Source organism: Ruminococcus difficilis (assembly GCF_016680995.1).
On record NZ_JAEQMG010000061.1, the window covers coordinates 39,254 to 63,766 of the forward strand.

The following is a 24,513-nucleotide window of genomic DNA, read 5'->3' on the forward strand; positions in this document are numbered from 1 at the left end:
TTGATCAAGCCTTGATAATTTGTAGGTTTCTCCCTTCGGTCGATCAATTTATGCAATTCCTCAGTCGCCAACGGGCGACAGCTCCTTTTACCAAAAGGAGCCTTGGAAATCGACTGCTCAAATTATATTGATACTTTTTCGACACGCTTGGATCAACGTTTCGCGTTGATCTTTTGTTTTTCCTGATACAGCAGTTGATCCGCCTGTGTCAGATATTCAAAGAATTCCGTGGGATCTTTCGGACACGCCGTGACGCATCCGAAGCAGCATCCCAGTTTTGAGTCGACATCCGAGATCTTGAGCGTTGAAAACCGCTCGTTGACCTGTCTGAGCTTTGCGTTTAATCCGTCGAGGTCGTTGTTTTTCTCGATGATAAGGAACTCGTCACCGCCGAAACGGAACACGCTGTCGGCGGGGAAGATCTCTACCAGAATATCGGAAAAGCCCTTGAGCACGTCATCGCCCACACGGTGACCGTAGGTGTCGTTGACGGCTTTGAAGCTGTTGATATCGCCGATCGCGATACAGATGTCATTGCCGATATAGTCGGGGACATGTTGATTCAGCGCGTAGCGGTTCTGCAATCGCGTGATGCTGTCGTGGTTGGCGATGATCTCCAGCGAGTCGTTGAGCAGATTTGCCTTGTTCTTCTCTGAGATATAGCCGACGGTCACGCGATAGTTCGTGATAGCGCCTACGACCGACAGTGCCGCGAACATCAGATAATTATACGGGTTGATCACACCCTCCTCAAATCCGAAATCCAGGATCAGATAGTTGAGGATGTAGGAGCCGAAGATGACCGTCGTCGTAAAAGCGGGATGGAGCTTGACGAACAGGACGAGGATCAGTCCCACGGTATAGAAGGTGAGGAGCTGCTGGTGATTGATATAGTTCCATACCGATACATACATGCTCCAGATGATCAGCAGAATGACAAATCCGCCGATAAACACCTTGACGCCCATCGGGTGCTGTTTGACGGTGTCAGGTCGTTTCATCAGGCTTCCCGCGATAAAGTAACCCAGCAGGCACAGAAAGACGCTCAGGCCGACTCTGATCGCGGCGCCGATGACTTCACTGTCGGTGATTCTGTTGTGGTTTATGATAAAGAATATGATCAAAGAGATGAGCTGTACAACTCCGACAACGAGCGAAACATAGTGAATGGTTGTGACATTCAGCGAATCGATCTCGTTTTGGGTCTCTCTGCTCATGGCAGGGAAGAACCAATCTTTGATCCATTCTGTTCTTTTTTTCATTCCATCACCTCTGAAGGATAAAACCAAGGATAAGGGTATTAACTCCAAAGCATTTCGTGGTTGAATAAAAGCATTTTAACTGTGTTTGAGGAAAAAATCAATGGTAATAATGCCCAAAAATCAAGGAGATCACCCATATACAGGCTGAAATTACGGCTCCAGATTGAGCTTTGCGATGCGGCGAACCTCATCCTCCGCGTCCAGAAATGCCTGCGCGACAAGCGGATCAAAGTGCGATCCCGCGTCCTCGCGAATGATGGAGAGCGCCTTCTCGATGGGGAACGGCTCCTTGTAGCTGCGGCGGGATACCAGCGCGTCAAACACATCCGCCACCGCCATGACGCGTGCCGAAAGCGGGATCTCTTCACCCTTGAGACCGGCGGGATATCCCTTGCCGTTCCACTTCTCGTGGTGGTAGAGGGCGAGGTTTTTCGCTTCGGTCAGGTAGCCCGTGTCCTCGTCCACGATCGACATCGCCTTGTCGATGATCTTGCCGCCCTCGACGGTATGACTCTGCATGATGCGGAATTCTTCGTCGGTGAGCTTGCCGGGCTTGTTGAGGATCACATCGGATACGGTGATCTTGCCCACATCGTGGAGCGGCGCGGAGTTGACGACCTCCGTGATGTATTCTTCGGTCAGCTGATCGCTGTAGATGCCTTCCTTGAGCAGCTGACACAGGATGATTTCAGTATATGCGGCAGTTTTGAAAACATGATCGCCCGTACACTGGTCACGGCTCTCGACCATATCGGCGAGTACCATGATCAGCCCGTTTTGGAGCCTGGTGAGCTGTTCGCTTTGATGCTGGAACTCTTCGATGTAGCGTACGGTATTATGCGCCGCTCTTTTGTAATCCTCATAGAGGGTCTCGATCTCGTCGCCGGTGCGGATATCCAGCGCGTTGAGCATACGGATCCACTTCTCTCTCGCCTCGGGGGTATCATAGCCAGAGTGACGCGATACATGGGCGATGGCGTTGATCGGCTTGACGATATGGCGCTCCGCCAGCCAGACCGCGTAGGTGCGGATTAAAAGCAAAAAGCCGAGGAACAGGGAGATGATCTTGGCGAGGAAGGCGATCTCATCGGAGCGCAGTCGTCCCATGTCCATATCGATACCGATATAGCACTTGACCTGACCGGCGCTGTTTTTGACGGGTTCATAGACCGAGAGCAGCCATCCGTCCTCATCAATCGAGATGTCGGTGGGGATCTCCTCGCCCGCTAAGAACCGATCCTTGTATTTTTTGATCGAACTATCGTAGCGGATGACCTCGCCGGGATCGTCAGCCTCGACAGTCTCGGAGTCGACGTCAAAGATGACATGGGTACCGTCCTCACTGATACGATAGATATAGGCGAACTTGATGTCGGGTGATACGTTGACGATCGTGTTGAGAAGCTCCTCGATGTGGCTGTATCCCTCCGCTTTTCTGCCCTTCTCCAGATATTCATCGATCCGGTCACGGTCCAGCTTGTCGGCGATGACATGGATGGCGTGGTGACCGTCCTCTTCAAATTCGGCGACAGTCGAATCATGATACTGTAAAACGCTGATTCCGATCGCCGCCGATACCACCAGAGTAGTGGAGACCGCGACAACAAGCGTGACTTTCCAGCGCAGGGAAAGCCGCTTGCGGTTATGCGGATTGTGCCGCTCTATCAAGGTGACATAATACCAGCTTCGTGTCTGGACATAGTCAAGAACGCTTGACGGAAGCAGCTTGTAGATGATCAGCGCGATCACGGTGACCAGCGCCTTGTCGACAAAATCGATCAAAAAGTTCGCCGTCATATTGGACATGAAATAGCCCATCGGGATCACGTTGTTGATCTGTTCCGCAAAATCGACGGCAACACCCTCGCCGAAGCTCAGGCCGTTGATGAACCATGTCAGAAATCCGCCGACGATACCGCCCCAAAACGCGAAGAACACGATCGAGAGCAGGATATACGGTATCTTGAGTCGACGCAGTTTTTCGGCGAAAGAAACCGCCGTCACCGCGATGAGCACGCTGATGATGCAGTAGTAGATCGAAGATGGGCTGGAGAAGCCGTTGATGATATTCGTAAAGAAGCCGACGGTGATACAGGGGATGTAGCCGCCCGCCATCGCGGACAGGATCGTTCCGACATTGTCGAGATAAAACGGAAGCCCCAGTACTTCGTTCAGCTTGATGCCGAGGATATTCAGCAGGACGCCTATGACGATGACGCCGAAAAGCGACGCCCCGGTTTGCAGCGATTTTGATCGCAGTTTCGTTGCCATGATGATCCTCCGATCAGTCGGCGCACAACGCGCCGAGCGTATCTCTCTTTGTCAAAAGGTCCTGCAGAAGAGGGGTGTAATCCATTTCGGTACGCGCGCGCAGCAGCTCTGTTATCTCGACGGAAACCTGATACATCGGGGTCAGCGAAAGATTGCCCAAAACGCCCTTGAGCGCGTGAGCTGCCTCAAACGCGCTGTCAAGATCGCCTGCTTCCAGCGCGGTCTGCAGCTTATCGAAATTCGCTTCCGCGGGGATCATGCCTACCAGCTTCAGATACAGCGCTTCATTGCCGGCGCATCGGGAGAGACCTTCTTCGGTATTTACTCCGAAATCGTTCAGCTTTTCGATCGTTAACATGATGTTTCTTCCTTTCCTTGACATTCCTGATTGATCAATTCACCGAAGCGCTCAGCGGGCAGCGGCGGCGAAAAATAAAAACCCTGTACGATATCACAGCCCATTTGCCGAAGCACGTTGAGCTGTTCTTCTTCCTCTACGCCCTCCGCCACGACGGGGACATGAAGGAACCGAGCGATGTCCATCACCAGTCTGACGAGCCCGAGCTTTTTGTCATCCAGCAGCATACGGCGGATGAACTGCATATCGATCTTCAAGACGTCGATCGGGATCTCGGTCAGCATATTCAGCGAAGAATAGCCGGCGCCGAAGTCGTCCATCTCGATCTTGAAGCCCTTATCTCTCAGGCTGCCGACCACCTCGATCAGCCGATCCGCGCTGTCGGAATAGGCGGACTCGGTGATCTCGAGCATCAGCTCGTCGGGGGTGAGGGAGAACTCGTCGAGGATGTCGCAGAGCTTTTTCTCCAGCTCGGGGTCGAAGATATCGACGCGCGACACGTTCACCGAGATCGGGACGGTTACATCGTATTGCTCGCGCCAGCGCTTGATCTGCCGCGCGGCACAGCGCCAGACATAGTGATCCACCCGACGGATCAGACCGTTCTGTTCAAAGAGCGGGATGAACTCGCCCGGACTGATAAATCCAAGCTCTGGATGGATCCAGCGGATCAGCGCCTCGGCGCTGGTGAGCACGGGACGCTCACTCTGTATTTGATATTTCGGCTGAAAATAGACGACAAAATCACCGTTGTCGATCGCGGCGTCAACGTCGCCGATCAGTCGTTCGTGAAAGACCGTGCGTTCATACAGCTCGTTGTTGTAGCGGGTCGTCAAAGAGCCGTACTGACCGCGGATGCGGTCGCATGCCAGCTTGGCGCGGCCGAACCACGACTCGGGCTCGCCCTCATTCCCTTCGCAGGAATAAACGCCCGCCCTCAGGCGCAGACTGCGCGATCCGGCAAATTCCGCGAGCTTCTTTTGCATCTCTTCCAGCAGCGGCTCATATTCCTCCTGCCGTTCGCAGAAGATGAAGAAAGTGTCGCTTTCACTGCGGCAGGCGATACCGCGCAGCTGTGTGAGCTTTTCATCGATCATCCCGCCGATGCAGGCGAGCACGCGGTCGCCCTCGCCGCGACCGAACAGCTCGTTGATGAGATGGAAGCGGTCGAGGTTGAGCACCAGCGCGTCCATCGGGCGATCGAGCCGATGGATCATCCGACGCAGGTAAACGAAGAAGAAACTGCGCGTATACAGCCCCGAGACCTTGTCGCGCTCGGTGGAGCGGATGATGCTCTTGTCCTCGCTCAGCTCGATGATCCTCTCACAGCGCGCGAGAATGACCTCGGGCATGTCATAGGGCTTGGTGATGAAATCCGCCGCGCCCATACGGATGCTGCGCACCTCGGCGGATTTTTCGGACGTCATCACGATGATGGGGATCCGCTTGAGCGCTTCATCCGCCTGACAGCGCTCGATCACCTCAAAGCCGTCCATCACGGGCATCAGCAGATCGAGCAGGATCAGCGAATAATCCGCGTCGGGCTGCGTGAGCATCATCATGGCTTCCTGACCATCGGACGCGGTCTCGATCTCAAAGGTCTGTGACAGCATAGCGCCGAGCAGTTCCCGGTTGATCAGTTCATCATCGACTATCAGCACGCGGCGTTTAATACCGCGTGCTGTCATATAATTCTTCATGGCACTCTCCGTATCAATCTTTCGGAATCATTCTGCTTTGATACATTCGGCGAGCATCGCGATCAGCTCGTCGGGGTTAAAGGGCTTTGCGACGTGGGCGTTCATCCCCGCGTCGAATGCCTCTTGTCTGTCATCTTCAAAGGTGTTCGCCGTAACGGCGATGATGGGGACGCGGGCGTTCTCACCCGCCGATGCGCGGATCCTGCGCGTCGCGTCATAGCCGTTCATCACGGGCATCTGGATATCCATCAGGATCGCGCTGTAATAGCCCGCATCGGTACGTTCAAGCATCTCGGCGGCGATTTGTCCGTTTTCGGCGACGTCTACGATAAAGCCCTCCTGCGTGAGGATCATGCAGGCGATCTCGCTGTTGATCGGGTTATCCTCCGCCAAAAGGATCCGCACGCCGCTGAAATCGAAGTGCTTCGATTCTGCCTGAGCGGCGGGCGCATGGATCTCGTCCTCTTTCGCGAGCGGGAAGCTCAGCCGTACCGTAAAGGTCGAGCCCTTACCCTGCTCGGTTTGGACAAAGATCGTACCGTTCATCATCTCGACGAACCTCTTGGTGATCGCCATACCCAGACCCGTACCCTGGATCGCGTTGACGGTTTGACTGCGTTCGCGCTCGAAGGAGTCAAAGATATGCTCGGCGAACTCCGGGCTCATGCCGATGCCCGTGTCGCTGACGCTGATCTCATAGGTCGTTTCTGTTCCGGAAGCCTCCAACTCTGTCAGCCTGACGCTGACGCTGCCGCCGGAGGGCGTATATTTATAGGCATTGGAGATCAGGTTGAGCAGGATGCGGTTGAGACGGTTTTTATCACAGACGACATAGGTGTGCTTGACGTTGCTGTGATCCACCGTGTAGGTCAGCGGCTTTGCCTGCATTTGTATATCAAAGATATGACAGGTCTCGTCGAGGATCTCGGTCAGATCGGCAGGCGCCGGATCCAACTCCATCTTGCCTGATTCGATGCGGCTCATATCGAGGATATCGTTGATCAGTGAGAGCAGTTGTTTACCCGAGGTATCGATCTTTTCCAGATAGGAGCGGGTCGATTCGGGCACGCCCTCCTCCTTCAGCGCCAGCGCCGTGTAGCCGGTGATTGCGTTCATCGGCGTGCGGATATCGTGGCTCATGTTGGAGAGAAAGGCGCTCTTGGCGCGGCTGTTTTCTTCCGCGAGAAGCCGTTCGGCTTCAATGAGCTGCTCCCGCTTTTTGATGATGGAAAAGATGCTGAATATCAGGAGCAGTGATCCGAGCAGCAGACCGCCGAGTATCAGGATATTTTTTCTGACAGTCTGGGCAAATCCGTTGAAGCGTTCATCCAGAAATCGGTTCGTCTGTCTGACGCTGTCGTTGTGGGGTTCCAATCCCGCCTGCCCGGCAAGATCGGTGTGTACCTCCTGCACCTCCTGCGTGACTGCCTTTGCGTGATCGAGGGTAGTGCGGTTCACCCATGATACGGATACCAGCAGGATCAGACAGAACAGGATGATCCAGACCACGGTGCTCTTACCGATCAGTCGGGTTTTGTCGCGCCGCATCAGCACGCGGAACAGGATCATACCGATCAGGCTCCACAATATCAGGATCATATAGGATTCCGCCGCCAGCTCACTTTGTGACTGGATATGCGGCAGCAGATAGAATACCGCGAAAATCACCGCGATCACGGCGCCGATCACACCGAACAGGAGTGTGGAGATCTTTTTCTCTCGTTTGCCGACCACAGCGGCGCAAATCGAAACATAGGCGTAGACGACCGTCGCGCCGATGGTGGTGACGTCGACGATCCAGCCGATCGCCGTTCTGCCGAAGAACGGGATGATCATGGAGATAATTGCGACAGACCACAGCGCGCGTGAGGGGATGCCCTTTTTGTTGAGCTGTCCGACTTGTTTGGGAAGCATTTCGTCGGCGGACATACGATAGATCAGGCGGCTCAGCGCGATCATATTGCCGATCAGACCGGTGAAGATGCCGCAGAAGGAGGCGACGCCCAAGATGATCAGACCCGCCGTTCCCATGGCGTTTTGCGCGGCGTAGAAGGTCGGCAGACCGCGGATGCCGTCTATGTCGGATAATACACTGATGTATTCGTTCCAGCTGTGAAAGCCGTCAGGGGTAGCCGCGGCAGCGCACAGCGTGAGCATGATATACGCGAGCGCGCCGGTGGCGAGCGCCGCGATCAGGATGAGCAGGACTTTTTTCTGTCGAAAACGAAATTCTTCGGCAGAATGGGAGATCGACTCAAAGCCGATGAATGCCCACGGAGCGAGGAGCACGATCGCCATGATCTGGGATACGGGCTCACCCTGTGACGAGAAAGCGGGCGTAATATCGCCGAGCCCTCCGCGTCGGACAGTGATCATGACAAAGCACACGGCGATCCCCGCAAAGAGCAGGATCGCGCAGAGCGTCTGTACAAATGCCGAAAGCCGTTTTCCCGCGACACAGACCAGACACGCGGCGGCGATGATCGCAACGGACAACAGCACTTCGCCCATGTAGACGGTGTAGCCCGCGATCTGATAAGAAAAGCCGAAGCAGAATACGTCGCCGAACAGGAATCGGACGATCAAAGCAAGCGCCGTACTGTTCGCCCAGATGATCGCGGCGTAGGTCAACAGCAGCATCCACGCGCACAAAAAGCCGTGGTCGCTTCCGAGCACCTTGGCGGCAAAGGTATAGGAGCCGCCGGCGTCGGGATACCGCGCCATCAAAACGCGGTAGCTCAGCCCGATGATCAGCATGATCGCCGCGCCGATCAACAGTCCTGTCACGGAGCCCCACGGTCCCGCGATGGGCAGGAAGGTGGTGCCGGGCATGACAAAGGCGCCCCATCCGACAGCGCTGCCGAAGGCGAGTGCCCATACCGCGACAGGGGAGAGGTATTTGCTCAGCCCGCCGGTATTCTGTTGTGTGTCCTGAATACGAATCATGGTATGCTCCATCAAATTATGGTTACGGATGGATCCCTCCATACCGGTTATTTCGATTATAAATCAGCGTCGATGAGCTCCATCAGCGTATGGTGGAGCTGGTCGGGCTCGACGGGTTTTGACAGATGAGCGTTCATTCCCGCCTGCAAAGACCGCTGTACATCCTCATCAAAAGCGTTTGCCGTCAGCGCGATGATCGGGACGCTTTTGGCGTCCTCGCGGGGCAGCGCACGGATCGCGGCGGCGGTCTCCAGACCGTCCATGACCGGCATGCGCACATCCATCAGCACCGCGTCATAGTAATGCGGCTCGCTGTCGCTGAACAGTCGGAGTGCGATCTGTCCGTTTTCGGCGTGGTCGGTCGCCATGCCCTTGATGGACAGCAGTTCCTTGATGATCTCGGCGTTGATCGGCAGATCTTCGGCGAGAAGGATCCTTCTGCCTGCCAGCTCAACGCGGCTCTTCGCCGCTTTGACGGGCAGGTGCATGACGCGTTCGATCTCACGGCTGACTACCACGGGGAACTCCGACTTCGGGATAAAGCCGTCGACTCCCGCCGCGATCGCCTCATCCATGACGTCGACGCTGTCATAGGCGGTCAGCGCGATCACGCGCGTCTCGTTGCTGTATCGGCGGCGGATCTCGCGCGTGACGTCCGCGCCGCCGCGATAGGGCATCCGCCAATCCACCAGCACAAGGTTATAGGGCTCCTGTTTCGCGTGATGGATCTCGATCGCCGAGATCGCCTCATCCGCCGAGGACACGGCGTCCGCCGAAACGCCGATGTCATCGAGAACGATACCGGCGTGCTCCAGCGCGATCGGGTCGTCATCCACGACCAGCGCCTTGATCGCCGAGTAATCAAACGCCTTGGTATTGCGTTTGCCGTTTTCACAGTTTTTGAGCGTAACGGTCACCGTGAAGGTCGAGCCTTCACCCTTCTTCGACGTAACGTCGATGGTGCCGTTCATCATTTCTACGATGCTTTTGGTGATCGCCATTCCCAGTCCCGTGCTGCCGTATTTGTTCCTGCGGCTGGCGTCCTCCTGCGTAAAGGGATCAAAGAGCTTCGGCAGATAATCCCTGTCCATTCCGATACCGGTATCGCGAACGGTAAAACGGAGCGTTGTCTGGCGGTCAAAACAGGCGATCTGATCGACCGTAAAGGTCACATTTCCCGGCGCGTCGGTGAATTTGATCGCGTTGCTCAGGATATTGATGATGACCTGTTTGAGCTTGGTGTCGTCGCCGAAGTACCAGTCGTCGACCGCGCCGTTGATATGACATTCAAAGTTCAAGCCCTTGTCGTCGCACTGGGATTGGACGATGGTGTTGATCTGTTCCAGCATTTCCGCCAGATTGAATTCTTCTTTATGGAGCGTCAATCTGCCCGATTCGATCCTGCTCATATCGAGGATATCGTTGATCAGGTTGAGCAGATGACCCGCGCTTTCACCGATCTTGAGGAGATAATCCTTTGTCTTTTCGCTGAGGGTCGGATCCTTCAGCGCAATGCTGTTGAGTCCGATGATCGCGTTCATCGGGGTGCGGATCTCATGACTCATGCTGGACAAAAAGGCGGTTTTGGCGACATTGGCGTGCTCTGCTTCCTTCAGCGCGAGCGCCAAAATGTCGTTCTGCTCGCGCTCGTGACGGAGAACGTCGGTCACGTCGGACTTGAGCAGCAGGAAAAAGCGCGTTTCTCTGTCGATGACATAGTAGGTGAACCGTTTGTAATAGGTCGCGCCGTCGATCTCACAGGTTACGTTGATGGTGTAAGACTCGTTGTCCTCCAGGTTTTCCGCGATGGTGTCGATCGAAAGCGCCTCTTCCAGCGCCGCGATATCGTGCATGCTCTCAGACGCCGCGGGCAACACCTGATCGTGGATATAGTCGGCATATAAGCCGCTGTGGTGCTTGGGAAAGATACTGCCTTTCCCTATCTTGGAAGCGTCGCCGATCACGACGCTGTAGTTGTTGTCGACGATGTAGGTGACCATATCGTACTGCTGCGCGAGAACCTTCTCGTTGAGTACCTCGGAGACCTTCTCGTTGTTGTATTCGCTCTCGGTGCCGAAGAGGATCAGATCGCCGCTCGTGGGCGCATGGGCGACCGAACGCGTAAAGTGGACAAAGCACTGCCGTCCCGATTGCCGACGGCAATAGGCGACAAAGGTCGCGGGCGGAGCGCCCTTATAAAAGCGATCCATCAGCTGTTCGATGCGGAAGCATTCTTCATATTTCTCTCTGTCGCCGTCGACGAGCAGACTCTCCTGACGAACCCGCTCCGCTTCCTCAAAATTCACGCCTGCCCGATCTGTTTGGTAGAGGTCGACGCCGTGTGCTTCTTCGATCAGTCCCGTGGTCAGGTTACTGCGAAAAACGGTCAGGCTGGTGTCGGCGGCAGAGTGGAGCTGTTCGAGCATCGAGTTATAGACGCCCGCGCGGCGGTAGCTTTCTTCCTTGGCGAGATACTGCTCGGTGATATCGCTGATGAACACATAGAACACGTCGCCGTAGCCCGGGAACTGGGCGAAATGGCCGTAGTCGTCGACCCATCGGATACTGCCGTCCTTGCGGATGATGCGGTACTCCACGTGATCGCGGTTTGCCGCCTTTTGATCGTGGATCTGCTCCTCAATCGACTGATCGATTGATTCATAGTCGTCGGGATGCACCATGCCCTTGAAGGTGTATCCGGTCAGCTCGCGAAACTCTTCATCCGTGTCGCAGCCGTACATGATCCGCACGGCGCTGTTGACATACAAAAGCTCCATCTCCGCGTCGGCGCGATAGATGAAAAATCCGCCGGGGATCTGTTCTCCGATCCACTCGATCGCAGAGGTCATATATCCGCTTTGAAACAGTTCGTTCGGTGTCGACATAGGCTCTCTCCGTTCCGTAGGCAACACCGCAAGAAAACTTGCGTGTTTGCCTTAACATCTTAACCAATTTATTATAAACTATCACCGCAAAAAATACAACAATTATACGAAAAAAAGGCGGCTTTTTCCGACTGATTGCGGGGTACGGGTCGCTCAGAAGCGCCGCGGTGGAAAAAACACCGTTTTGCCTTGTGTAGATTTCATAAAATCTGCCATATAATTATATGACTAATTCCGATTTTAAGGCTGCCATATTGAAAAAATAGCCGAAAAAGACTATGATTAATTTGAATTCCCGGCGATTTTTTTAAGGAAAGGTAATGGTCATGGACACTGGTTTTTTCGATCTGCTGAAGCATGTCAGACAGCCCGAAACAATCGTGCGATTTCTCGACAATTCATCCTATGATGAGCTGCTCGAGATCGATGTGAAGCAACAGACTTTCAAGAGTGTTTTTCACGTTTCAAAAAAATATGCCATGCCGCTGACGAAGGGCAGTTACAGAGAGGTTTTCATCGGTATGTCCGAGGAACTGATCCACCCTGAGGAGCGCGAAAGATTTGTCGAGCTGATGAATCCGGAAACGATCCTCTACCGTCTGTCCGGTTCCGAGATCCCCGGATTGTGCTGCGAAGAATACCGTTTTCGACTGATCGTCGGAAACTGGCATTGGGTGGAAATGGTGCTGATCGCGGGAGAGGAGTACGGATTGGAGCCCGACGTCATCCGTATGTATATCTTTGACTGCCAAAGCCGAAAGATCCGCGAGCTGGGTCTGACCGACACAGCGGTATATGCCGACAACAACCGCAACGAGATGACCGGACTGCTGAAGAAGCGCGCCTTTGTCAAGGATGTACAGCAGCGTATCAAGAACACCGATACAGAATGGTGTCTGGTCAGTATCGATATCGATAATTTCAAGCTCTTCAACGAGTGGTACGGCCACAGTGAGGGCGATCTGTTGATGATACAGATCGGCGCGACGCTGCTCGAAGCCGGTGAACGTACCGGCGGTACGGCAGGTTATTTCGGACAGGATGATTTCTGTCTGCTGATCCCCTACGACATGGAGCTGATCGGTCATATCTATGAGGATATCTCTGCTTTGATCGGCTCGCGCGGCAACAGCTCGAGCTTTTTGCCCGCGTTCGGCATTTGTATTGTCAAGAGAGAGTACGAGCTGATGGATATGCTCGACCGTGCGCTGTTGGCGGCACAGGTTGCGAAGGAAGGCTACCACAGCCGTATCCGTGTATTTGAAAAAGGGATGTATTCGCGCACCAACGCGGAGTATCGCGTGCTGACGGATTTTTCACGGGCGCTCAAACAGCATGAGATCGTCTTTTATCTGCAGCCGCAGTGCCGCGCGTCATCGGGAAAGATCGTCGGCGCCGAAGCGCTGGCGCGATGGATCAAGCCCGACGGTACGGTCATCCCGCCCGACACGTTTATCCCCGTACTCGAAAAGCGCGGACTCATCTCCGATCTGGATCTGTATATCTGGGATGACGTTTGCCGCTGGCAGCATGAATGGATCAAGAGCGGTCACACGCCGCTTCCCGTTTCGGTGAATGTGTCGGTTTCCGATATCCTGCACACCGACCTTCCCGCTATCTTTGAAAACCTGATCAAAAAATATGAATTGGAGCGCAACCTGCTCAAGATCGAGATCACCGAATCCTCCTATATCACCAACACGGCGCTCGTTATGGAGACCGTCCGTTCGTTAAGGGAAAAGGGCTTTACGGTATTGATGGACGATTTCGGCAGCGGCAGCTCCACGCTGAACATGCTCAAAAACCTGAATATCGACGTCATCAAGCTCGACGCGCAGTTTTTGAACATGAATGAAAGCAACGAAGAAAAGAGCATACAGATCCTGGAGTCTGTTACCAATATGACCAAGACGATCGGCGTGCCGATCATTGTCGAGGGCGTTGAGACCAAGGAGCAAAAGGACTTTTTGATCGATATGGGATGCCGCTATATCCAAGGGTATTATTTCTACCGCCCGCTGCCGATCACGGATTTTGAGATCCTGATCGACGATCCCGACAAGATCGATACCTCGGGCATCTCGTTCAAGGCGAACCAGCAGTTCCGCCTGCGCGAGCTGCTTGATAACAACATCTACAGCGATACCATGCTCAACAATATCCTCGGTCCGTGCGCGCTGTACTCGTGGCACGGCGACGACGTGGATATCGTGCGATATAATGAACAGTTCTATGAGGCGGTCGACGTACCCGATTTTTCGGAACGGCTGGTCTGCATCCAGCGCTTTCTGCCTAAGGCGGATATTCCGCGCATGACCGAGCTGCTGCGGCTGGCGCAGCGCGACCGACTGAACGGCTCCAAGGGTCTTTTGCATTTCTACAAGACCGACGGAACGCTGTCTACCTTCCATATGCACTTCTACTATCTGCACAGCGAGGGTGAGGAGAAGATCTTCTACGGCTCCGTGCGCAATATCACTAAGCTGAGCAACCTTGAAAAGCAAATGTCCCTGCTCTCTCATATATCGACAGATACGGTACTCTTTTTGTCCCGTACCTCCGGCGGCGATATTCGCTTTACCGTTCTGTTCAACGGGCTGGAGAACATTATCGGCATCAGCGCGCATGAGTTGGAAACCGAGTTGAACGGTGAGAACTTTATCGACAGGATCGGTTCCGAAAACGACCTGTCCGTTTATAAAGAGGTTTTGGAACACATCCAAAAAACCGAACCGTTCTCGACGAAGGTGTGTATCAGAAACGCGAACGGTGATCACGTGACGCTGAACGCGGTCGGTAACTACATCCCCGACGAGACCAACACGATGGATTACATCATCATCCTGAGCAAACCGACGGAGGAAGAGAAACAGCCGGTCGGTTCGTCGGAAGCTTAATTAACCATATGATACAGTTAACCCCCTGCCTGAGCGATCAAGCAGGGGGTCGTGTTATGTGTGGCGCAGTGTTTTGTTTATCCTTTATTGATCTCGAACGAAGGCAGTGATCGGAAGGCTTCTGCCATGATATCGTACGATTTTTTCAGCCTTTGATCGTACGTGGTGGTTTTCAGCCCGGAGAATTCGGCGTCATACAGGGTGATCTCTCCCTGTGTTCCCGCGCCGAGCTTAATCGTGTCAAAGGTGGTGAAGGTGAGCTCCTTACCGGTCAGCTCACCGATACACGCTTTTGTGCGGGGATTTTTGATCCCGAGCAGATACCACGCGATGCGGATCTCGAGCTTGTTGCCCGCCAGACAGAAATCCGCCTGCGAGTTGAAATCCTCGCTGTCGGGATTCGCGTTGCCGTAGAGCAGCTTGCCGGTCTCATAATACTGCGGCTCGAGCGTGATGCCCTCGTCGGGCAGGTACATCTCGTTTGCCGTCAGCATGTAGGTGGGATGATACTCGCCGCTGTTCTTTACGGCGGGATCCGCCTTGTCGTTGCCGAAGATCTTTCGGATCACGTTCTGGCGGTAATAAAACACATCGCGGTAGGCGTCGCACAGCACGCGGGAGTTGTCTTTTCCTTTGAGCTCGATCAGGTAATCGACCGGCTCCGAAAAGCGCAGGGCGCCGTCCTTTTTGGCGGTACTGCCCTCACCCGTCACCTGAACGGGGATGTAGTAGGTATCTTTCTCAAAGTCGAAGCCGTCCGGCAAAGATACGAGCAAGTGCAGATACTCCGCGTCATAGCGGACGCATACTCTGCTGTCGCCGATACCGGTGTTGCCGTTCCACTCCGCGGTGTCGCCGTCGGGATAGGCGGCGGAAACGTCGAACGCCATCACGCCGTAGCTCTGCTCCGCGGACGACAGGTCGTGTGTGCGGTCAGCAGGCTTGTCGGGGTAGTACATCTCCATGTTCCATGTGCGCTTGAACCACTCGTCCTGCCATGAGAAGAGCAGTCCTCCGCAGCAGCCCGCGTCGCAGATATCCCGCGCCATCCGCGCGTCCAGCTCGCCCTGCTGCTGTTCCGTCAGCCCGCCCTGCTGGTAGCCGTTGATCCCGGTGTGCGCGATCCCTCGCGAGGTGCTCAGACCGTATTCGGCGATGAGCAGGGGCACGGTGTAGGTCTTTTTCAGATCGTTGAGATAGGCGAGGTAGTTATCGTCGGTCTCGACATATTCTTTCTGGTGATTCATGAATTCGGGATAGTAGGGGTACACATCAACCGCGGCAAAAAGTCCCGCGTAATAGCCGTCCGCCGCCTTGATCTTCTCGGTATCGACGCTCTGCGCGTCCTCTTCCTCGGCAAAAGGCTCGGCGCTGTGCTTTATGGTGTCGAGAGTCTGCCAGTTCAAAAACGCGACCGGTATCTGGCAGGAATAGGCGTCGCTCTCATAGGTGATCAGCGTGTCGCCGACCTCGCACAAAAACGCCTCGAACGGCGTCGAACCCTCGGCGGTCGACAGGAACTTTCCCTGATAATTCGCCATATCGGGATGCGAGGCGTTGGTTTCCTCCACAAACGCGGCGGGATATTCCAGCCCGAGGATATAGCCGACCACATAGTCGGAGATATCGCGGTCATAGATCGCGGGGCTGAACTTGCCGTAAGTCGTATAGTCGCTGGAGCCGTGGATCGCGTCGATCGTCTCGGTGATCGAGTGCTTGAATGCCGTGATCAGGATCTTGTCGCTCTCGAGGGCGTCGGTCAGCTGGTACATCAGATCCTCCGAGAACCAGATGCCCTGAATCAGATACAGCGGGTTGCTGTTGTTTTCATTGTAATCGGCAAAGGCGCGGTAAAAATCGGGGTTCATGATCGTGAACACGCGCACGGTGTTGACGTTCATGGCGGCGATCTGTTTGAACCAATCCATATAGGTGTCATAGGTGGTATCGGGCGCCGCTAAATCGGTCTGCGGCTCCGTCAAGCCCATATTGACGCCGTTGACATAAAACAGCTCGCCCTTTTGCTTGCCGGTATTGCGGTAGATATAACCGTTATCAGCGGCGTAAAAAGGCATAAAAACGCCTTGTGTATCGGGCAGAGTGATCTGCCCGGGAACACCGGCGTTTTTATCATCTTGCTCTTTGGAGCAGGCGACAAGAAGAAGCATCATCAACGCTAAAATCAGCGCTGTTATCCTTTTCATTTTGTCACCCCTTTTTTGTTGTTCTTTTCGTTATCGCGATAGGTCTGCAAATACTTTTGCAGCTCATAGTAAGAGGGCTTCAATCGCTCGTGCCATGTGGGGATCGTCCATTCGTCATAGGTGTAGCTGCCGGAAAGTGAGATGCTCAGCGCCTTATCGTCCGAGGTATAGCCAAAGCCGAAGTCGAACGCGTTGAAATCCTGCGGTGTAAAGACCTGTTCCTCCTGGAAGTCGCCCATCTGCTGCTTGGAGGAAGGATCCATGACGTTCAGCAGCTGCCACGGGATGCGCAGCTCAACGCCGCCGTTGCCGTAGCAGAAGTCGGTGAGGGAGGCGTAGTCCTCCGATTCGGGATTGCCGTTGCCGTACTGGAGCTTACCGGTCTCATATGCCTTATCCGGTACCTCCACGCCGGTACCGCCTACCTTGAGGTTGTAGCCGTAGCACATCATCATTTCGTCAAAGTTGCCGCTGTCCTTTTTATCGGAATCCTTCAGCACCGGAAAATCCGACAGGATACGGGACTCGACAAAATGATAATTGAACGCGTCATAATAACGATCCACATAGATATGGGAGTCGCTCGCGCCGTGCAGCTTGATCAGGAAATCCGCGCCTTCGTCAAAGGTCAGCTTATCATCCGGCGCCTTGGTGTTGCCCTGTCCGGAGATCGTGTTGATCGGGATGTACAGCGTGTCGTTGTTAAAGTCATAATCCTTTGCCTTGACCATGATGTAGACATAGCGCTCGTCACTGCGGACGTACAGATCGCCCTGATCGTTCGTCACGGTCGCTTCGGCGTTATCCCATTCGGACAGATCGCCGTCGGGATAGCTGACGGTGTATTTCGCGCCCGGATCGAACGCCAGAATACCGAAGCACTGCTCGGTGGTCTGGATATTCGACCAGAACGGTCGGCGGTCGGCGATATCGAACATGACGTTGTTCCATGTACGCTTGAACCACTCGTCCTGCCATGTGAACACCAGTCCGCCGGCGTAGCCTGTGTCATAGATGGAGTCGATCATGCCCGTGAGCATCGCGCCCTGCGCGTTTTCATCAACATGACCCTGATTATAGCCCATCACGCTCTCATGACCCATGCCGCGCGAGGTCGGGATACCGAACTCGGCGACGAGCATCGGCAGGGTGTGTACCAGCTTCAGATCCTTGAGGTACGCGGAGTAGGTGTCGACCTTGCCCTCGCTGTCTTTGTTGGACAGATAGTCCTCCTGATAGTTCAGGCTGTCGGGGTAATAGGGATAGATATGGTACGAAACGAACATGCCGGGATCAAAGTTACGGAACTTGATATTCTCGGTGTTCACGGTCGCCTTATCCTCATCAAAATGTGGCTCGTTGGGATGGCTCAGCGGGTCGGTGGTGATCCAGTTGGTAAAGGCGAGCGGTACCTGGAACCGGTATTGCTCGGTCTCATGGTCGATCAGCGCGTCGCCGACACGGCATAGGAACGCTTCAAAGGGCGTGGCGCTCTGGGTAAACAGATAATTGCCGTCATAGTCGCGCATATTGGGATGCTGCTCATCCGTGTTGATGACGAGATTGGGATCCCACTCGATACCGACGATCCAGCCCGCCATCCAGCGCGATACATCGGTGCGATAGGTACCGGAGGCTTTACCGGGGCTTTCGGGGATGACAGCGTTGCCGTGGATGACGTCAACGGTGGACAGAACGTCCTTTTTGAAGTCCGTGAGGATCTTCTCATTCTCGGCGTAGACGTCGCTCAGACGCTCGATATCGTCCTCGTTGACCCATACGCCCTGGAAGAGATAGATCGGTTTATCGGCGTCTTTATTAAAATCGTTGAGCGCCAGATAGAATTGCGGGCGCATGGTGGTATAGACACGGATGCAGTTGCAGTTCATCTCGCTGATGTATTTGAACCATCTCAGATAGGTCTCATAGCTGATCGTGAGATCGCCGGGGAACAGAGCGGGCTCCGACGCGCCGATGTTGACGCCGGTCATGAACTGCTCTTTCCAGCCGCCGTTTTGATACACGCTGAAATATTGACCCTCCGCCTTGAAGCAGTAGCTCAGGTTGTTGGCGGTATCCATATATTCTTCGCTCGAGGTATCTACGTCGGAGCTTTTCCTGTTCTCACGGCCGAAGACAGAGAGCTGCTTGATACCGAACGGCGCGAGCAAGCCGGTTTGCGCCAGAAAAAAGAGCACGACAATGGTAGCGATAACAGAGATGACGATCTTCTTCATTGTTCAAACTCCTTACGCTTGATCTTGCCCCATGTTTTACGGAGCTTACGGTATTTGAGGATACCTTCCACACGGAAGATGGTGATGATCTGTCGGTAGCCGAAGTTCTCGAGGATCGCGTAGACGGAGATCGCGATGCTCTGCTTGGCGGTCATCGCGGCGCGGTGGGTGTACTGCTCCAGCACGAGGCTGCCCTCGGAGAGGATAACGCCCAGGGATACCGACAACAGGAAATAGATGACGAAGAAGAACATATTTAATTCACCCATGATCAGCGTGAACGGTATCAGGAAGTAGCCGATCGTCTCGACCAGCGCGCCGAATAACTCGAAGATCCAGTTGTAGGGCATCGATACCAGTCCGACAAAGCCGTAGCGCGGGTTGAAGGTCATGCTCGCGTGCGAGATCAGCGTATCCATCAGACCGATCTGCCAGCGGCGGCGCTGGCTGCGGATGTCGTTGAGCGACATCGGACCCTGTGTCCAGCAAACCGAGAATTCGTTGAATTTGACCTTGTATTTTCTGCAATGCTTGCGCATATAGTGGTGGATACGGACGACGATCTCCATATCCTCGCCGATGGTGTTCTTCTTGTAGCCGCCCACCTCGATAACGGTCTGCTTTCTGAACAATCCGAAAGCGCCCGATACGATGAGCAGAGAGTTGGACGCCGCCCAAAAGACACGACCCATCAAAAAGGAACGATAGTACTCGACGATCTGGAAACGCTCGATGAGCTTTTTAGGCATCGTAAAGCCCTTGAGCTCGCCGTCGACGATCTTGGAGCCGTTCGCGATACGCACGATACCGCCCGCGACCACGGTGCGGGAATCCTTGATGAACTCCATCGACAGGCGCAGCAGCGCGTCCTTCTCGATACGGGAGTCGGCGTCCAGACAGGTGAACAGCGGATACTTTGAGATATTGATGCCGGCGTTCAGCGCGTCGGATTTACCGCCGTTTGCCTTTTGTACATACAGAAGGTTGGGATAGGTCTTGCTGTAATAGACCGCCTCGATCTTCTGGGTCGGGATCTGGTAGCGGATCGAGGTCTCGATCTTGTGCATATGAAAGGCTTCGATGACCTTATCGCCCGTTTTGTCCGTTGAGCCGTCGTTCACGACGATGATCTCAAAATGCGGATAGTTGAGCTTCATCAGCGAGCGGACGTTCTGCACGATATGCTCCTGCTCGTTGAACGCGGGGATGATCAGCGAGATGGGCAGGAGGTTTTCGCTGTCCTCATAGCTGAGATAATCATCGGAAAAGGTCTTGTTATAGTTGCGGTTTACGCGGAAAAAAGACACAAACAGCTGGACGATGTATATTAAGTTGAGCAACAGCGTAAATGCCATGCAGAAGTAATTGAAAAAAACGATAAAGTGGCGTATCGCATTCAAAAATCCCACAGTCTGTTCCTCCTAATCAGATACTTTGCGTTAACGGATCGTCAATAGGCGTGCCTAAACGATCATAAAAAGCTTGCGATAGATAAAAGATCACGTGTCGACCGTCTTATACAGGACGTTCTTCATCGCGTCGGCGGCAAAACGGTCGTATCCGCCTAAAATCTCTTCCAGATCCTTGGGCGAGATATCCATGCGGGTGATCGACTGTGCCGCCGTCTGGCGCACCCACCATTCCTTGTCGCCCAGCGCGTGCTTGACGGTATTGAGCGCGCTCTGCGTCTTTAAGAGCGACAGTCCTCTGACTGCCGAGGAACGGATCACCCAGTCCTTATCGCCCGCGGCGATCTGCAGGATCTGTTCATCCTCGGGATAGCCGAACGCGGCAAGCGCCTTGACACAGGCGATCTTCAGCTGGGTATCGTTGCCCGACGCGCCCTCGATATACATATTTCTGAAGCCGTCGATCTTGTACTGCGCGATCGTCTTGATGACCGTACACTTCATATACTTGTTGCATTTTTCAAAGAGCTTTGCCGCGAGCTCCTCTCTGTCGCCGGTGAACTGGGCAAAGAACTCGTTGACGATCCTGCCCGAATACTGGGTATCGTTTTCGATGCTCAGCAGGTACTCGGCGACCTCATAGACGTCGCCCATCTGACACAGCGCCATCGCGGCGTTATAAGCCAGATCTCTGTCCTTGCTGCCGACACATTCCTTGATCTTATCGCGATACTCCATCGCCTCCAGATCGGCGAGCCTTCTGCAGGCATAGCCCTTGTGGTAGACGTCGCCCTCGTCGAGCATCTTGGCGTACATCTCGATGGGTTCGACCTGCGTGTTGATGCGCTCGATCAGCTTCTCTTTTGCTTCATCATCAAAGCCGGAGCCCTGATGTTCTTTGATTTCCTTGACAGCCATCTCATAAACGGTGAAATCTCCGTTTATCTCGTCTGCCAATGCGGTTATCTCGGCGTTACGGCTGCCCTCGGTGGGTGCATAGAGCACCCCTTCCACGTGGATATCAAGCCTGCGCCTGATGTTATCGTTGCGGGCTGTATGCTCATCCTGCAGTTCAGCCAAACGATAAAGAAGAATGTACTCTATGCCGATGATCAACAGGCACAGCAGTAACCCGATAACGCTTAACAGTTCGATCTTCAAGCGATTATCTCCTGATTGTCGGCCTCCCCGTCAGCCGTACTATTACGGCTGACGGGAGGTGGGGCTTTTCTCAATCCCCTTGTTTATTGTCCCGAAAAGTATTGTTTGAGTATATCAAAGCTCTCCTTGTGGCGGGAGGTGTATTTGACGGTCTCCCATTTGCTCCACTGGAATACTTTGTATCCGGGGTCGTGTTTATCCATGGGGAAGGCATACATGACGTCGCCCTCCTTGCGCTCGCCGATCATGACGGAGATCAGCGCGCCGTTGGTAGTAACGGTCTTGGCGGTATCTCCCTTGAACGAGTCGTCGTTGATCACGAGCTTTTTGGACGGATCGGCGACGTTGAGCCATGTCCACGGCAGGCGGATATAGATGGTCGAGCCGGTCTGGTAGAACTGGGTATCACCCGAGGTAAAGCCGCCGTAGCTCAGATCCGCCACCTTGTTGTAGTCGCCGGTGTAGCTTTCTTCCGTATATGCTCTGTCTTTGCTGCGGTCATAGGTATCGATAACGTACAGCGCGGCGTTTTGCTTGCCCTCAAAGCGGAGAGAATACTCCATACCGGAGAGGGAGTTCGCCGTGAAGTCGTCGGCGTAGTAATACTCGCCGTCGTTGCGCTGGAAGGTATCCAGACCGATGAACATGGCGTTATCTTTGTAATCGATCTCCTGTAACAGCTGCAGGGTGATATACAGATACCCCGCGTCACTGTACATGGAGACCGCCTGCGCCATATCGTCGTCGGAGAGGACCAGACCGGGCGTTTCCGGCATCACGCTGTCCATGGCGATCAGACCGGACATCTGTTTGCTGTCACAGGTGTTGTGCCACAGATAGCTGTCGGAAACGGAGGTATAGAATTCCATATCCTCGCTGACCTCGCTCCAGCTGTCGTTCAGGTCATATACGGTCGCGCCTAAGATACCACTGTCCTTTGCGGCTTTCAGCGCCGAGGTGATCCGCTCGCCCTGCTGTGTCTCGGTGACAGCGTCCTGATCGTAAACGGCGTTTACATCCGAGAACGATACACCCGACGCGAGTACAGGCGAGGTGACCTTTTTGAGCTCATTGAAAGCGCTCATATACTTTGATTCTATGGTGTCGGAATTCTTGCCGCCGCCGGCGATCTTATCGTTATCAAGATCGATATCACAGAAGTAATATTCCTTATAATCGGCAGACACGATGTCGTTGAAGACATACGCGTTTTTATCTTTTACGCCCGACATGTCCTTGATCATATTATAAGAACCGCAGACGGAGATGGGCGTATAGTAATCATAATCGTCGTAGGAGACCTTTTGAGCGGTATCGTACAGATACGCCGCAAAGCCCTCGACGCCCTTGCTGTCCTTGACATATTCGCCGCTGTAGGAGTAGTCGGAAAGTCCGGTCATCGCCGTGACATTCTTTGAGGTCAGCTCGGGATCGATGCTCACGCCCAGCACATACTCCGATACATCGATGAAGTAGGTGGCCGCGCCGAGCTTTTCACTTTGCGCGTGGCCGTTGCCGTGGAGGGCGTTGATCGACGTCGTGACGGCGTCTTTCCATTTTTCCAGACCGTCGGATTTTAGATAATCAGCGGCGCTGAGCTCATCGGGGACGGTGACGCGCTGGAGGATGTAGATCGTTCCGTTCTCCGGATTTTTGTTATAGCGGCTGACTGCCGCGTAGAATTCCGGCGGCAGAAGATCCTTTGCCACAAGACAGTTGATCCCCATCTCACCGGCGGATTTGATCAGATCCTCATAGAAGGTGAAATCGCGCGAATAGGTCGCCTTGCCGGGCTCCTGCGCGTTCAAAGCGGCTGCCTTGAGCGTCATGCCGCGCCACTTCTCGTCCTCGAGTATCTGGAAGCTGCCGTTATTGACGCGCGCGACCTCCGCGTGATCCTTCTTGTCCTCCACATACTGCTTGCTCTTGGTATCGGACAGGATGTGGCGAATCAGCGGATTATAGAACCGCCAGTAAAAGTTGGAAATATCGCCCTGTCTGTCGTAGGACAGGAATTTGAAAAACTGGTTGGAAAACAGGAAATCGCCGTAGCGGTCGCCGTTGACATAGTCGTTGCAGTCGCCCGCGAAGTAGTAGACGGGCGCGTAGCCTTCCTCCTGATTGCGGGAGATCGCGCAGAAGCGCGGCGTCTTGCTGATCTCACTGATTTTTTCCATACCGGTGGCGTTGAGGTCAAAATCAAAGGTCGCTATCGTCTCGACGCCGTAGTTCGGTTCGACCAGCTCGAACCAGTTATAGAAGTTGCATTTATCACAGCCGGAGAATTCCTTGCGGTATTCTTCGTTGATATAGATCCTAAGAAGATCCTTGGATAAGAAATCCGTGTTTTGTTCCAGAATGATGATCTTGCCGTCTGACGATACCAGCAGGATACCGGGGCCGGTAAAGCGCCATTCGACGCCTTCCTGCTGCTCATACATCGGAGGCGCCCAGTCGGGAACGTCGGTAAAGTCCTCCAGATCGACGATATATCTGCCGATCCACTTGGTCGGATTGACGCCGGTGAGCGCGATCAGCTGAGCGCGTACCGAGTCGGACAGCGGGGAGCTGAAGAAGGTGCTTTCCGTGATGATCGGCGCACCGCTCTCATGCGCGAAGGAGATGTAAGACATATCGTCTTCCGAGATACCGCCGTTAAGCGGAGAACCGCCGTTATAATGGCCGAAGGTATCGTTGCCCAGCCCGTAGGCGTCGGACAGATACAGCAGATCGGGTGTGGACTCCGCGTCCTTGAGCTCGACGTTGTGGTCGAAGTTGCCCTCTTCATCGAGCATGGGGCCGAAATAATCCTTTTTATAGTCGTAGAACTGTCCCTCGGGATTGACATACCGCTGCTGATGCAGGATCCAGTAAAAGCCCTGATGCTTACGGTATACGGTATGCTTGATGATGTTTTCATCATCTGCGTAGGCGAGTACGGTTTTGTCCAGTACCGCGACATTCATCACTTTTTTGGGGATCAGATGCCATATGCCGAACAGCAGGATGAGAAACAGGACGATGACGGCAGCCACGATGTGGTACCATTTGAATCTTTTGATATAGAACTTGACCTTTGACTTGCGCGCGTCCTGTTGCTCTTCAAAAGCCTTTTCCTCAGGCGTGGTCGGGACATAGTCATTCTGTTTATTCTTTTTTTCTTTTGACATGAACACACCGCCT

12 protein-coding genes are annotated in these 24,513 nt (G+C 54.1%); 1 reads left to right on the top strand and 11 read right to left on the bottom strand.

Annotated features, from left to right (window positions below; translation table 11 throughout):
- Positions 1 to 152: 152 nt before the first annotated feature.
- From JKK62_RS07410 to JKK62_RS07435, 6 genes are all read right to left on the bottom strand, one after another.
- Positions 153 to 1,262 carry a GGDEF domain-containing protein gene (locus tag JKK62_RS07410; RefSeq protein ID WP_201427370.1) on the bottom strand — a complete coding sequence of 370 codons (1,110 nt, stop codon included), beginning with the start codon at positions 1,260 to 1,262 and terminating at the stop codon, positions 153 to 155.
- Positions 1,263 to 1,412: 150 nt separating this feature from the next.
- On the bottom strand, positions 1,413 to 3,533 hold the full coding sequence (locus tag JKK62_RS07415; protein ID WP_201427371.1) for an HD-GYP domain-containing protein: 2,121 nt from the start codon (positions 3,531 to 3,533) through the stop codon (positions 1,413 to 1,415).
- A 13-nt stretch (positions 3,534 to 3,546) separates the two neighbouring features.
- Positions 3,547 to 3,891 (bottom strand): Hpt domain-containing protein, encoded by a 345-nt coding sequence (locus JKK62_RS07420; RefSeq protein WP_201427372.1) that lies wholly within the window; start codon positions 3,889 to 3,891, stop codon positions 3,547 to 3,549.
- Complete coding sequence (locus JKK62_RS07425; protein WP_201427373.1) at positions 3,885 to 5,591, bottom strand: EAL domain-containing protein; 1,707 nt, start codon at positions 5,589 to 5,591, stop codon at positions 3,885 to 3,887. Before JKK62_RS07425 ends, JKK62_RS07420 begins: the two co-directional genes overlap by 7 nt.
- A gap of 27 nt (positions 5,592 to 5,618) precedes the next feature.
- Positions 5,619 to 8,537 carry an amino acid permease gene (locus tag JKK62_RS07430; protein WP_201427374.1) on the bottom strand — a complete coding sequence of 973 codons (2,919 nt, stop codon included), beginning with the start codon at positions 8,535 to 8,537 and terminating at the stop codon, positions 5,619 to 5,621.
- Between the two features lie 56 nt (positions 8,538 to 8,593).
- Positions 8,594 to 11,422 carry a PAS domain-containing hybrid sensor histidine kinase/response regulator gene (locus JKK62_RS07435; RefSeq protein WP_201427375.1) on the bottom strand — a complete coding sequence of 943 codons (2,829 nt, stop codon included), beginning with the start codon at positions 11,420 to 11,422 and terminating at the stop codon, positions 8,594 to 8,596.
- Between the two features lie 326 nt (positions 11,423 to 11,748).
- Between JKK62_RS07435 and JKK62_RS07440 the strand changes: the two genes are divergently transcribed.
- Positions 11,749 to 14,319 carry an EAL domain-containing protein gene (locus tag JKK62_RS07440; protein ID WP_201427376.1) on the top strand — a complete coding sequence of 857 codons (2,571 nt, stop codon included), beginning with the start codon at positions 11,749 to 11,751 and terminating at the stop codon, positions 14,317 to 14,319.
- 77 nt (positions 14,320 to 14,396) lie between these two features.
- On the opposite strand, the gene JKK62_RS07445 is transcribed toward JKK62_RS07440, so the two are convergent.
- From JKK62_RS07445 to JKK62_RS07465, 5 genes are all read right to left on the bottom strand, one after another.
- On the bottom strand, positions 14,397 to 16,523 hold the full coding sequence (locus JKK62_RS07445) for a hypothetical protein (protein WP_201427377.1): 2,127 nt from the start codon (positions 16,521 to 16,523) through the stop codon (positions 14,397 to 14,399).
- Entirely contained in the window at positions 16,520 to 18,760 is a 2,241-nt protein-coding gene (locus tag JKK62_RS07450; protein ID WP_201427378.1) for a family 2 glycosyl transferase, read from the bottom strand. Before JKK62_RS07450 ends, JKK62_RS07445 begins: the two co-directional genes overlap by 4 nt.
- Positions 18,757 to 20,169 (bottom strand): glycosyltransferase family 2 protein, encoded by a 1,413-nt coding sequence (locus tag JKK62_RS07455; RefSeq protein WP_366503176.1) that lies wholly within the window; start codon positions 20,167 to 20,169, stop codon positions 18,757 to 18,759. The genes JKK62_RS07450 and JKK62_RS07455 overlap by 4 nt, the downstream gene beginning before the upstream one ends.
- A gap of 90 nt (positions 20,170 to 20,259) precedes the next feature.
- Positions 20,260 to 21,330 (bottom strand): HEAT repeat domain-containing protein, encoded by a 1,071-nt coding sequence (locus JKK62_RS07460; protein ID WP_201427379.1) that lies wholly within the window; start codon positions 21,328 to 21,330, stop codon positions 20,260 to 20,262.
- 83 nt (positions 21,331 to 21,413) lie between these two features.
- The gene (locus tag JKK62_RS07465; RefSeq protein ID WP_201427380.1) at positions 21,414 to 24,500 is read right to left on the bottom strand and encodes a hypothetical protein; all 3,087 of its coding nucleotides are present in this window, start codon (positions 24,498 to 24,500) and stop codon (positions 21,414 to 21,416) included.
- Positions 24,501 to 24,513 lie beyond the last annotated feature (13 nt).